Source organism: Kordiimonas lipolytica (assembly GCF_042651265.1).
Lineage (GTDB): Bacteria > Pseudomonadota > Alphaproteobacteria > Sphingomonadales > Kordiimonadaceae > Kordiimonas > Kordiimonas lipolytica.
In genome coordinates, this window is sequence record NZ_JBHSCR010000002.1 from 102,018 (window position 1) to 114,866 (window position 12,849).

General features: G+C 57.9%; 12 protein-coding genes. 8 read left to right on the plus strand and 4 right to left on the minus strand.

The genetic code is table 11. The features are described from left to right. Positions 1-2: 2 nt before the first annotated feature. The gene (locus ACFO5Q_RS04025; protein ID WP_068147505.1) at positions 3-1,001 is read right to left on the minus strand and encodes a diacylglycerol/lipid kinase family protein; all 999 of its coding nucleotides are present in this window, start codon (positions 999-1,001) and stop codon (positions 3-5) included. A gap of 139 nt (positions 1,002-1,140) precedes the next feature. Then, entirely contained in the window at positions 1,141-1,698 is a 558-nt protein-coding gene (locus ACFO5Q_RS04030; protein WP_197421056.1) for a DUF2141 domain-containing protein, read from the minus strand. A 169-nt stretch (positions 1,699-1,867) separates the two neighbouring features. On the opposite strand from ACFO5Q_RS04030, the gene lptF reads away from it, so the two are divergent. From lptF to ACFO5Q_RS04065, 7 genes are all read left to right on the plus strand, one after another. Continuing rightward, positions 1,868-3,058, plus strand: coding sequence for an LPS export ABC transporter permease LptF (gene lptF / locus ACFO5Q_RS04035; protein WP_068147500.1), 1,191 nt, complete (start codon positions 1,868-1,870; stop codon positions 3,056-3,058). Then, positions 3,058-4,230: an LPS export ABC transporter permease LptG gene (gene lptG / locus ACFO5Q_RS04040; RefSeq protein WP_068147495.1), complete on the plus strand. Its 1,173-nt coding sequence runs from the start codon at positions 3,058-3,060 to the stop codon at positions 4,228-4,230. The genes lptF and lptG overlap by 1 nt, the downstream gene beginning before the upstream one ends. Position 4,231: 1 nt before the next feature. Next, on the plus strand, positions 4,232-5,782 hold the full coding sequence (locus ACFO5Q_RS04045; protein WP_068147492.1) for a lipopolysaccharide biosynthesis protein: 1,551 nt from the start codon (positions 4,232-4,234) through the stop codon (positions 5,780-5,782). A gap of 1 nt (position 5,783) precedes the next feature. Further along, the gene (locus ACFO5Q_RS04050; protein ID WP_068147490.1) at positions 5,784-6,125 is read left to right on the plus strand and encodes a tRNA-binding protein; all 342 of its coding nucleotides are present in this window, start codon (positions 5,784-5,786) and stop codon (positions 6,123-6,125) included. A gap of 52 nt (positions 6,126-6,177) precedes the next feature. Next, on the plus strand, positions 6,178-7,314 hold the full coding sequence (locus ACFO5Q_RS04055) for a hypothetical protein (protein WP_068147489.1): 1,137 nt from the start codon (positions 6,178-6,180) through the stop codon (positions 7,312-7,314). 10 nt (positions 7,315-7,324) lie between these two features. Further along, a complete protein-coding gene (locus ACFO5Q_RS04060; RefSeq protein ID WP_068147488.1) occupies positions 7,325-7,990 on the plus strand; it encodes a hypothetical protein in 666 nt (221 codons plus the stop codon). Positions 7,991-8,228: 238 nt separating this feature from the next. Continuing rightward, the gene (locus tag ACFO5Q_RS04065; RefSeq protein WP_068147486.1) at positions 8,229-8,522 is read left to right on the plus strand and encodes a GIY-YIG nuclease family protein; all 294 of its coding nucleotides are present in this window, start codon (positions 8,229-8,231) and stop codon (positions 8,520-8,522) included. A gap of 93 nt (positions 8,523-8,615) precedes the next feature. On the opposite strand, the gene ACFO5Q_RS04070 is transcribed toward ACFO5Q_RS04065, so the two are convergent. Continuing rightward, complete coding sequence (locus ACFO5Q_RS04070; protein WP_068147482.1) at positions 8,616-10,142, minus strand: acyl-CoA carboxylase subunit beta; 1,527 nt, start codon at positions 10,140-10,142, stop codon at positions 8,616-8,618. Positions 10,143-10,305: 163 nt separating this feature from the next. After that, the gene (recG, locus tag ACFO5Q_RS04075; RefSeq protein ID WP_068147479.1) at positions 10,306-12,390 is read right to left on the minus strand and encodes an ATP-dependent DNA helicase RecG; all 2,085 of its coding nucleotides are present in this window, start codon (positions 12,388-12,390) and stop codon (positions 10,306-10,308) included. A gap of 144 nt (positions 12,391-12,534) precedes the next feature. On the opposite strand from recG, the gene ACFO5Q_RS04080 reads away from it, so the two are divergent. Further along, entirely contained in the window at positions 12,535-12,837 is a 303-nt protein-coding gene (locus ACFO5Q_RS04080; protein ID WP_068147476.1) for an FAD assembly factor SdhE, read from the plus strand. Positions 12,838-12,849 lie beyond the last annotated feature (12 nt).

The following is a 12,849-nucleotide window of genomic DNA, read 5'->3' on the forward strand; positions in this document are numbered from 1 at the left end:
CCCTATTTTAGCGACACAAATGTTAATGCCCTATTGCCACGGAGTATAATTTCTTTCCCCGGTGTTGGGTAATATATTTCGCCATCAAGTGTTACAGGATCAATACCATCGATGCGAATCTCGTCGGCGCGGCGGGTATGGACCCCACCAATTGTCTTCTTGCCGAAGCCGCCAGTCAACAGCCCCTTTACCGCACGGAACACATTTCCGGCACCGGCTTCTACGGCTGAAAACTTCAAACCGCCCCGGCCTTCTTTCCCGTATGGTCGCATACCAAGAAGAAGCCTGTCGAGGGTCGTCATCATCACAGCGGCAAATTCGCCAGTGAAGCGGCCACCACCCTTGATGGTTACGGTCATCGGATCAGAAACCATCAGGCGCTTGTCCCGGCTCAGCCCAAAAGCAGACGCCAGCAGCTTCAGTATGGCCACAACATGAGCAAGACCATTGGGCATGCCCGCATTATAGGCGTGGTCACGGCACCAGTGAATACCTTTCACAACACCCGCCGTGCCAAAGAATGTCCCTACACGAGGAGGTTTGCCGTCACCCAGATCAAGTTCGATCAGGTTCATGCTCACCAGCCTGTCTGCGATGCCGCCTTCCTTGGCAATCTGGATCAACCGCCTGAAGACCTTCTCCGGCCGCCCCTTGAAGCCAAGGTCGGCTGCCGTCATGTTGGTCTTGCCGCCAGGCAGGAAGGCAATCGGCGGAATAACAGTGAACGGGTTGTTGTGCAGAATGGAAGCCAATACAGCACCAATCGTACCGTCGCCGCCATTGATAATCAGCATGTCTGGGTTGGCGCGCGCAAACAGCGCCAGCGCCTCATCAATGCTATCGATGCCACTCAGTTCAAAATGCACCACATTGGCGCTTTCATCCACCACACGACGGATCGCCTCAATCCGCGCGGCATTGGTGGTGCTGAGCGGATTGGAAATAATCGCGATAAGCGGCACAGTCGCGCCAGACTGAATACTGCTTTTTTCCAGTTGCATGGTGTCAAACTCTTGTAACAAAGCCCGCCTAAACACTAGGTTCGGACGCTTCTATCAAACTTTCGCCGCCTTCATACAGTGAAATGGGCCCTGACGCAAATAGAGTAGGGCTTTTCGCGGCCTTTCGCCGCAGCCTTCATCAGCGCCTGCGCAGCTTCCGCCGCTTTTCCTTCTGTTCCTCATCGGCCCCGAAAATGTATTTCAGGTTCACGGGCATGTCTTTCACGCCCTCTTCAGCGGTGAAAACCACCTCTTCCACATCTGGCTTACCGAGCCCCAGCTTGGGATTGTTGGAAAAGCCGAAACCTTCCGAAAAGAAGTCTGCTTTACCGTTGGCATTCCGGTCATGCATGACGACCAGCGTGTAATCGCCCAGCCCAGGCATGGGAACGCAGATTTCCTGGCCTTCGGCTTCCGTCTTTACGTCAACCCGAACCAGCTTCTTGCCTTTTTCAAGGAAATCATCTGCCGTGGGGCCATACACCTGCACCCGGATGTTGCCTTCAAGGTCCTTAAGGCCTTGAATGGATACCTTTACAAATGACTGACCCACATCAGGCGCCTCACACTGCGCCATGTCATGCTCGACAGTCGCCGGGTCAACTTCTGCTGAAGCTAGAGCTGGCAGGCTTATTCCCCCTGCAATCATGCAGGCTGCCACCATCATACTCGAAACATGACTCGATTTAATCAGCATATACTTCTCCAGGTGCCCCGCATATGTTTGCAAATGGCGGCCGATGGTGGCGAAAATATGTCCCATATGACGACAAATTGGGTATAACTCAACATGCTTTTGCCTTCTTTGCCACCTCAAAGAAGAAAAGGCTCTTGCAACAAGGCTCATAGGGGTGTAGCGCCAAAGCATGTTTACTCGCATCGATCAATATATTCTGCGGCAAATTCTGGGACCGCTTTTCACGACCCTGGGTATCGCAGCTTTGTTGCTGATTCTTGAACGTATGCTCAGGTTGTTTGATTTTGTCGTCAACCAGGGCGGGCCGGTTGAGGTCGTGTTCCAGATGCTGGCGAACCAGGTGCCGCATTATATGGGGCTGGCGCTGCCGATCGGATTGATGCTGGGCACACTTCTGGCCTTCCGCAAAATCTCCCTTTCCAGCGAGTATGACGCCATTACATCGTCGGGCATTGGCCTGAACCGGCTGGTAAGGCCAGTGCTTGCGCTGTCGCTGGTGCTGGTAATTGTAAACACCATTCTTGTGGGCTGGGTGCAGCCTTATGGCCGCTATGCCTATAGAAGCCTGGTGTTCGACCTCAGAAGCGGCGCTCTGGGCGCAAGCATCCGCGTGGGCGAGTTTGTCGATATTGGCGACAACATTACGCTGATGATCGAAGAATCTCGCGACCAGGGCGCAGAGCTTCTGGGAATCTTCATGGAACGCCGCAGTGACGGCCGCAGCCTGGCCGTCAGCGCCGAACGCGGCGGCTTTTTCGCGACAGATGACGAGAACACCATTCTGCTTCGCCTTTTCAACGGCGTGCTGATTGATCTTAACGAAGGCCAGAACAAGCCACGCGTTCTCAAATTTGACCAGCAGGACCTGACCGTGAAACTCCCCGCCAAGGAGGCCTTCCGCGAACGCGGCGGCGAAGAGCTGGAGATGACGCTGCCTGAGCTTTGGCAGGAGAAGGACAATCCGACCCTGCCCACTGAAGAACGCGCCGCCTTCAACGGCAACTTCCATTGGCGTGTGATGCATTCAATAACCTTCCTGATCCTGCCGTTCCTGGCGATCCCCCTGGGGATTACCAACAAACGAACGGGTAAAGGCACCGGCATCGTGGTCGGGCTGACGCTTTTGATCCTCTATAACGAATTCATGGAAGCGATGGAGACTGCGGTTCAGAACGGGGCATCGCCCTATGGCACCATCTGGCTGTTATTCGCCGCATTCTCTCTCTTGAGTTTCACCCTGTTCCATATTGCGGCCAACAAGGTGGGCGGTGAACCGCTCGCCTGGGTCGACAAGAGCTGGGCCTTCATCAGCGGGCCGATCAAGCGCCTGTCCAAGAAAGTCATGGGGGTTAGCGACTGATGCTTGATAGACGCACACTTCGCCGCCTGTTTGTGCCGTCCCGGACGCTGGCACGCTATATGGTGCGCATGCACCTTGGCCGCTTCTTCGGCATCCTCATCGGCCTCACGGCGGTTTTGCAGATGCTGGACCTTCTGGCTACGTCTGACGAAATCATGGCAGCCGAAGGCGCCAACTGGGTTTCGCTACTGTCTTATGTCAGCATGCGGGCACCCCAACTGATCAGCCAGTTCGTGCCCTTTACCGCCCTATTGGCAACGCTCCTGACGCTCGCGACGCTTAATCAGCATTCCGAAGTGGTGGTGATGAAGGCAAGCGGCCTGTCGGCGCACCGTATTTTGCTGCCGCTCGGCATCGCGTCATTCATTATCGCCGCCAGCCATTTCCTCTTTAACGAGACAGTTGTTGTAAAGGCAAACGCCGATCTGGAATATTGGCAGGACAATGGCTATGCCGTCGATCTGCCGCCAAGCGCTGGCCCGTCAGGCCGTGTCTGGATCAAGGAACACAAAACGGTGGTGTTGGTTGAAGCCGTGAGCCAGATACGGAACCGGGTGGTGCTCGATAAAGTCTCCCTGTTTGAGCGCGACGACAAGGGCAAGCTTGAGGCGATGGTCCATGCAGATTTCGCTTGGTATCAGGACGGCCGCTGGACCCTTCATGAAGTACGCCGGTTCGACGCGGGCACGCATGAGATGACCATTCACCCAAGCCAGCCATGGGATTTGGAGACCCGCCCGGAACGCTTTCAGGCCCTGACGGTTAAGCCGGACCATGTGTCCTTCCCCAAACTGTGGCAGTCGATGCAGGAACTAAAGAAAGACGGCCTACCCACCGCGCGCCTGATGGCCAGCTTCCTGCAAAAGATGGCCGGGCCTGCCTCATCGCTCCTGATGCCGCTTCTGGCCGCTGTCGCCGCCTTCGGCGTGCACCGTGCGGGCAACCTGGTGATCCGGGTCGTGTTCGGCATGGCGCTTGGTTTCAGCTTCTTCGTGGCCGACAATTTCATGCTGGCAATGGGCGAATTTGGCGTCGCACCGCCGTTCCTGGCAGCATGGGCGCCCTTCTTCCTGTTCCTTGTGGTTGGCTATGCCGTGATTTTCCATACTGAGGAAGGCCGTCTGCCCAGAAAAGCCAAGAAGCTCCAAGAGAAGCCCATAGCCGGTGAGTGACATGGACAAGAAGCAGCCGCCTGCCCGGCCTGAAAAAAACCAGAACAGGGCACAAGTGGCCGGTGGCGCGGGGTTCGCTTTCCTTGGGCGCATGGGCGCACTGATTGAGGCTGTCTCGGTTATCGCCTTCACTTGGTATTATGGCGCCCCCACCTTCGGCCTGTTCGCGGTTCTCTGGTCCTATGTGAAAGTCTCAACCGCCGTGTCCGACGCCGCCATGACCACCGCATTGCAGCGGTTTGTGCCCAAGGCGAACGGGAGCGACCCCGAACTGGCCGTGGGCTATGCACTGAAGTTCAGCTTCCTGATCGCCGCAGCCATTGCCATTGCCACCTTCTATGCCGCACCGAAGCTTGCAACCATGATCAGCGCCGCCGAAGATGACGCAGACCACCTGATCAGCGTGATCCGGGTCTATGTCTGGGTGCTGCCTTTCTGGACGATGGTTGAGGTGGGGACCGCCGCCATCCGCGCACGCAGGAAGTTCGGCCCCGAAATCCGCGTGCGGGTTTTCTACGAACAGGGCCTTCGCCTGATGGCCGCTGTCGGCTTCGCGCTGATGGACTATATGACCTACGGGCTTTTCCTGGCACATCTTGTCAGCGTGGTATTGTCTGCGGCGCTGGCACTTCGCTTGGTGGCCAAACATTATGATTTCGCGATGGTACTGCGCGCGCCAATGACCGGCCCTATGCCCAGGGCCATGCGTCAGTATGGCTTCACCGTGATGCCGGCAAACCTGATCAAGAAGCTGTTCAGCGAGTTCCCGGTCATGTTCCTCAATTACCTGCTGCCGGGCGCCGATGGCGCGGCGGCGGGTGGCTATTATGCCGTAGCCCGCAAGATCGCCAGCGCCCTGCAGGCCGTGCGCATGACGTTTGAGTATGTCATGGCGCCCCTGGCGGCAGAAAAGGATGGCCACGGCGACCACGCCGCACTGCAGGACATGTTCAGCTACGCAACCCGCCTGTCGGTCACGCTTGCGCTGCCATTTGGTGCCGCCCTTGTGCTGGCGCGCAATGATATCCTTGCCGCCATGGAACCTGAATTCCAGGCCGCAGCCGCTGCCATGTCCATCCTGTGCGCGGGGCGCGTTCTTGAAGCCGCAACAGGCCCATCAAGCGCGATCATTGAAATGCTCGGCCACAGGTCACTGCCCACCATCAACGGCGTGTTCGGCCTTATCACCCTTTTGCTTCTCGGCAACTGGCTGATCCCCCTGTACGATGTTACAGGCGCTGCCATTGCCGCCGCATCCGGCCTTAATGTCACGGCACTCCTGGGGCTTGCAGAAACCTATTTCATTTTCAAGCTATGGCCTTATGACCGCCATGCCCTGCGCCCCCTGATCGTATCGCTTTTCACAAGCGGCATCATGCTGTCGCTTATCCCTGCCAGCAACCACTGGCCGGTTCCTGTGGGCATCGTGGGGGCAATCGCGGGCCTCTTGATATCTGTGATGATCCTGGTGCGCTACGGCCTGAACCACGAAGACGCAAACGCCCTTGGCCGCATCGGCAAGCTGAAACCCCTGAAAAAGCTGGCCCCCTGACATGACCGCTGAGATTACATTCGAAGACTTCCTACGCGTAGACATCCGCGCAGGCACCATCCTTTCCGCCACCGATAACGCCAAGGCGCGCAAGCCCGCCTATGTGCTTGAAGTGGATTTCGGCCCGGACTTTGGCGTCAAGACAACCTCGGCCCAGATCACCGAAGAACACACAAAGGAAGGCCTTGTGGGCATGCAGGTGCTGGCGGTCATGAATTTCCCACCCAAGCGCGTGGCTGGCGTGAAATCAGAGGTGCTGACGCTGGCGACCATGGAAGAAGATGGCCGCACCGTGCTGATCACGCCATCCAAGCCCGTGCCGAACGGCACCCGCTTGCTTTAAGGCCCTGCCTGCCTTAAGTCAGAACACAGTCAATATTTCCGGGGAGCGACGCGTGAGCGACATCATCATCAAAGAAATCACCGATGTGAAGGGCCTGAAGGACTTCGTGAACGCCACGCGGCAGGTGTATGCGAATGACCCCAACTGGATCCAGCCCCTGATGATGGAGCGGATGGACGCCATTCGCCGCGACAAGAACCCCTATTATGAGCATGCGGAAGTCGCCCACTGGGTGGCCTATGAAGGCGGGAAGCCCGTTGGCCGCATCACCGCCCAAGTGGACGCGCTGGCGCAGGAAAAATGGGGCCCGAACCTTGGTCATTTCGGCTTTTTTGAAGCCACCACGAAGGACGTGGCCGACAAGCTGCTGGCCACCGCCGAAGCCTGGCTCAAGGCCCGCGGCATGACGCGCATGCAGGGGCCGTGGTCCCTCAACACCGCCGAAGAGGTCGGCACGCTGATCAAGGGCTTTGACACGCCGCCCGTGTTCATGATGCCCCACGGCCGGCCCGAATACGACGGCTGGCTGAAGGCCCACGGCCTTGAGAAAGCCAAGGACATGCATGCCTTCCGGCTCGACCTGAACATGCCCGTGCCCGAGCGCGCCAAACGCATCGTCAAGATGGCCGAGAAGAACAAGAAGGTCACCATGCGCGAGATCGACATGAAGCGTTTCGACGCCGAGGTCGCCACGGTGCTCGAAATTTATAACGAGGCATGGTCGGAAAACTGGGGCTATGTGCCCTTCACCAAACACGAAGTCGAGCATGGCGCCAAAGCCCTGAAGCCGGTGGTGAAGCCCTACCGCACCATGATTTGTGAATATGAGGGCGAGCCCGTCGCCTTCATGCTGACAATCCCGGACGTGAACCACAAGATCCGCGATCTTGACGGCAAACTGTTCCCGTTCGGCTGGGCCAAGGTGGCCTGGCGCATGATGAACGGCAAAGAGGACCGCTGCCGCGTGCCGCTGATGGGTGTGCGCAAGAAGTTCCAGAAAGGCCCCCTCGGCGCCGCCATGGCCATGTGGATGATCCAGGTAAGCCAAAGGAACGTGATGGACCGCGGGGCTTACTTTGGCGAGCTTGGCTGGATTCTTGAGGATAACGAGGGGATGATCAGCATTCTCGAAGAGATCGGCTGCGAGATTTACAAGACCTACCGCGTCTATGAGAAAGCGATTGGGTGAGGACCTAAGTATGAAACGAGCAGTTCATGTTGCGAACATTGCGCTGCTGATGCTGCTCTCTGCCTGTGATAACGATCAGGCTCAACCTGAAGCAGGACTTATGCCTCAAAACGCAATGATCACCCCTGCTGACATAACGCCCGAGATGATTGAGGAAAGTCAGCGGCAATATGCAAAATGGTATGCTGGACTTCCCAAACTTTCCGGAAAAATGCTCGCCCAACTGCAATCGATAGAACCATCCAATGGTTTTGCTGGCAATTGGTACCCTTGCAGCATCGAGCTGGAAGACGGTTCGATCCTCGAAAACGTTTACCTAATTGATGGCCGCTCCCAAGAAAACGCATCCTATTACGGCTCTTGGGACCAATATCTGAAAAACCCTCAGTTAAGCGCCCGGATCAAAGCCATACGCTCATCACCCAATAGACTTCCCAAAAAACACCGGGAATTCCTTTACAGGATTGGTGAGTCCGGCATGGGATATATGCACTTCACCTTAGTAACCAATGAAGGTCACGAATATGCATATACAACTGGCAATTTTATGGACTTCATGGAGATGCCAGATGGTGTGACCTACGAGGACATCAAGGAACTAATCCCACATGTGCCAAGACGGGGTGACAATAGATACGGCACCCTGCCCGACGTAAAAATTTACTTCCAGCAATAACTTAGAGCTCTTTGATCAAATTGATCGTCTCGGCCTTGTAGCCTTGCTTTTCATAGAAGCGCCGTCCCTGGGCGTTGTTCCAGAATACTTCGAGATGCAACAGGCGCCTGCCTTGCACTGGTTGGCTATGGATGCTGAATCAAGTTCAGCATGACAGTTTGTTTTACTCAAGCGGAGCACCCTAATCGTTCGTCACCCTGAACTTGTTTCAGGGTCCATATATTGCTTAACTCAAGCCATGGACAAGCAGGGTTACACATACATTCTTGCATCGAAGAAGCACGGCACGCTCTATGTGGGCGTCACGTCCGATCTGGTCAAGCGCGTTTGGGAACATAAAGAAGACCATGCTGATGGTTTCACCAAAAAGTATGGTGTGCATGCGCTTGTTCACTTCGAGGCATTCGACGACATCAATTCGGCTATTGAACGAGAGAAGCAGCTAAAGCGCTGGCACCGGCAATGGAAAATCAACCTGATTGAAGAACATAACCCTGATTGGAAAGACCTGTATCCTTCCCTGACTGCCTAATGGATGCTGAAACAAGTTCAGCATGACAGTTTGTTTTACTCAAGCGGAGCACCCTACTCGTTCGTCACCCTGAACTTGTTTCAGGGTCCATCATCACCCCTCAACCGCCAGCTTGCCTTGGGCGAGGTTGGCGAATTCGCATAGGAGCGGCCGTGTTTCGCGGGGATCGATGACGTCTTCGACCATGAAGGCTTCCGCCGTGCGGAACGGGCTACGTACTTTATCCAGCCGCGCCTTGATTTCCGCCAGTGCCGCCTGTGGGTCTTCGGCCTTCTCTAACTCAGCCTTATAAGCCACCTCAATTCCGCCCTCGAGCGGCAGGCTGCCCCAGTCGCCTGATGGCCAGGCGAAGCGGTACTGGAATTTTGTGTGGTCGCTCATGGCCGCGCCCGCAACGCCATACGCCTTGCGCACAATCACGCTGGCCCACGGCACCGTGGAGCTGTAGATGCCATTCAGCGCCTCAACGCCGTACCGGATGGTGGCGGCTTTTTCAGCCTCCAGCCCGATCATGAAGCCGGGGTTATCAACAAAATGCACCACCGGCAGACGGAAGGTGTTCGCGAGCTTCACGAACCGTTCGATCTTGCGCGCTGCATCGGCGGTCCATGAGCCGCCCATGAAGGATGGATCGGATGCGATCACCGCCACCGGCCATCCGTCGAGCCGCGCGAGCGCCGTGATGGCCGACTGGCCCCAGCGCTTGCCAATTTCGAACACGCTGCCACGGTCCATCACGCTGTCCAAAATCCGGCGCATGCTATAGGCCTTGCGCCGGTCTTCTGGCACGGCGTCCAGCAGCTTTTCGTCGCGGCGCTCCACGCCGTCACTGGTGTCACCGCGCGGCGCTGGCTGTCCCGCCGCACTCGGCAGATAGCTGAGGAAGCGTTTTGCGGCCTCAAATGCCGCCTCTTCGCTTTCCACCAGCTCATCCACCGCACCGTTGCGCGCATGGATCTCAGCGCCGCCCAGCGCTTCCTTGTCCAAGTTTTCGCCGATGGCAGCTACCACCGCAGGCCCGGCGGTGAACATGTGGCTCATGCCCTTGACCATCACGCTATAGTGGCTGGCCACCACCCGCGCGGCCCCAAGCCCCGCGACGGACCCAAGCGCCAGCGCCACCACGGGCACGCTCTCCAAATTCTTGACCACATGCTGCCAGCCCGGCAGGTACGGCACGTAGGTCAGCCCCATGTCTTCCAGCATCTTCACGCTGCCGCCGCCGCCGGTGCCGTCAATCAGGCGAATGAGCGGCAGGCCATATTCATGCGCCATCTGTTCGGCCTGCTCGGCCTTGCGCCAGATGGCGGCGTCTGCGGCCCCGCCCCTGACGGTGAAATCATCGCCGGTCAGCACCACAGGGCGGCGACCCACGTCAGCGCGGCCAAACAGGAAGTTGGCGGGCGACGCGTCCACGAGGTCGCCGTTCTCGTCATAGCTGCCCTTGCCTGCCAGCCTGCCGATCTCGCGGAAGCTGCCAGGGTCAGCCATTTTGGCAAGGCGGGCACGGACATCCAGCTTGCCGCGGGCGTGCTGGCGCGCCAGCTTTTCCTCGCCGCCCATCTTTTCGGCCAGCGCCTCACGCTTCCTCTTCTCGGCTAATTCTTTTTCCCACGCCATGTGTATCCGCCCCTTAAAACCTTGTTTAAAAGGTAAAATAGCGTGGATGGGAGATAGTCAAATGGGATGAGCACAACTTACACCATCGTCACTCGTCGGCTTGACCTGAGAGCCGAGGCCGAACATGGATTCGCTGATCAAGTCAGCGAATGACAGCGTGGGGTTACCCTGACTGCATCAGGCGCACGCCCTCGTCGCGTTCGAACAGATAAAGAAGGTGCCGAAGCGCCTTGCCGCGCTCTGATTGAAGCTCAGGGTCCTTGTTGACGATCAGCCGCGCGTCGTCCCGGGCGAGCTCGATCAGGTCAGCGTGCTCAAGGAAATCAACCATCTTGAATTCCGGCAGGCCGCTTTGGCGCGTGCCCAGAATTTCGCCGCCACCCCGAAGCTTCAGGTCTTCTTCCGCGATCAGGAAGCCGTCCTCGCTTTCGCGCATGGTCTTGAGGCGCGCGCGCGCGACCTCGCCAATCTCGTTTGACCGCAGCAGAATACAGCTGGACTTGCCTGCCCCGCGCCCCACACGCCCCCGAAGCTGGTGCAGTTGCGCCAGACCAAAGCGTTCGGCATGTTCGATCACCATGATGGTGGCTTCCGGCACGTTCACGCCCACCTCAATCACCGTGGTGGAAACCAGCACGCTGATCTCGCCGGTCTGGAATTTTTCCATCACCGCGTCTTTCTCCGGCCCCTTCATTTTGCCGTGCACCAGCCCCACGCGCGGGCCCAGCATCTGCTGGAAGGCAAGGTAGCGGTCCTCGGCCGCCGCCAGATCAAGCTTTTCGCTCTCTTCCACCAGCGGGCAAACCCAGTAGGCACGCTGGCCTTTCTCGACGGCGCGGGCGATGCCTTGCGCCACTTCGCCGATGCGGTCCAGCGACACCACGCGGGTGTCCACTGGCTGGCGGCCGGGTGGTTTTTCCTGAATGCGCGACACATCCATGTCGCCATACGCCGTCAGCGTGAGCGTGCGCGGGATGGGGGTGGCGGTCATGCCCAGCACATCAATCCCTGCCGTCGCCTTGGCGGCGAGTGCCAGGCGCTGCTGCACACCGAAGCGGTGCTGCTCATCAATGATCGCGAGGCCCAGATCCTTGAAATGCACATCATCCTGAATGATGGCGTGGGTGCCGACAAGGATGTCGATCTCACCCGCCGCCAAGCGCGCCAGGATTTCCTTGCGGTGCTTACCCTTGAAACGGCCCGTCAGTTTTTCAACCCTGAGCCCGGCTTTTTCCGCGAGCGGCGCGATGGTTTCCAGATGCTGGTTCGCCAGAATTTCCGTGGGCGCCAAAAGGGCTGCCTGCACACCCGCTTCCACCGCCGCCGCCATCACAAGAAGCGCAACCACCGTCTTGCCGCTGCCGACATCGCCCTGCATCAACCGCAGCATGGCGCGGCCGCTTTCAAGGTCGGTGATGATCTCCTGAAGCGCCTTTTCCTGGTCCCCCGTGAGGCTGTAGGAAAGATTCCCTATGAGTGTGCCCCTTATGTGCCCATTGCCCTTAAGTGCCCTGCCCCGTTTTTTCTGCGTGCGGTCGCGCACAATCGCCAGCGCAAGCTGGGTGGCCAGCAGCTCATCCGCCGCCAGCCGCCGCCGCTCGGGGCTTTTGGGTGCTAATGTTTCGGGTCCGGAAGGGCTATGTAAATGTTTGATACAGCTCAGGAAATCAGGCCACCCTTCGCGGTCAACGATATCCTTCAGCTGCCATTCCGGCAGCGGGGGCACGGTTTCAATCGCCGCATGGATGGCCTTCCGAAGCACCTTGCCCGACAGCCCGGCTGTCAGCGGATAGACGGTCTCGAGAAGCGGAAGCTCGTCAGCAGCATCCAGGGAGACCATATAATCGGGGTGGGTCATCTGAGCATCCCCTTGGAAATGCTCAAGTTTTCCGCTAATGATCCGCGTTTCGCCTTCGGGGAGCTGCTTCCTCAGGTAATCCGCGCGGGCATGGAAAAACACCAGCGTCAGCTCCGCTGTGTCGTCATGACAGCGCACCTTATAGGGCGCGCGCTTGTTGTGCGGCGGCAGGTGTTCATCCACCACCACCTCAAGCGTCGCGATACTGCCGGGCGCGGCGTCCCTTACTTTCGGGCGGTAACGCCGGTCCACCAGTCCCGTGGGTAGGTGGAACAAAAGGTCGCGCGTGCGCGCGCCGGCCAGACGCTCTATCGCCAGCTTGTTACGCTTGCCGATGCCCGGCAGGCGCTCGATATCCGCGAAATAATCAAACAGCGCTTCAGGCCGCATAGGGCGGAATTCCCCCGAAAATCATGAAAGTTTCCCTTTAACCAAAGCGGACCTTAGCCTATGGTGTGCCGCCCATCAAACAGACAGATCAAAATCTGCTGGTGGCGATGTATTTTTCCAGTTTCCCGAGGGAAGGTTTGAGCAATGAGCGACCAGGGCTATAACCCGCACAAGGACATCAACCTTGAAGACCGCAGGCGCCGCCTGTTGTTTCGGGCGTGGCACCGCGGCATCAAGGAACTGGACCTGATTTTCGGCAATTTCGTTGAGGCCAACAAGGACAGTTTCAGCGCAGAAGACTGCGCCTGGTTCGAGACGCTCTTTGAAGAGCAGGACCATGAAATTCTGGGTTGGGTAACCAAAGGCATCGATGTGCCTGAAAAGTTTCAGGGTGAGATGATGGACCGGCTTCAGAAGCTGGACTTCATGACGCTCAAGGCCAAGTAAACCGGACACCCA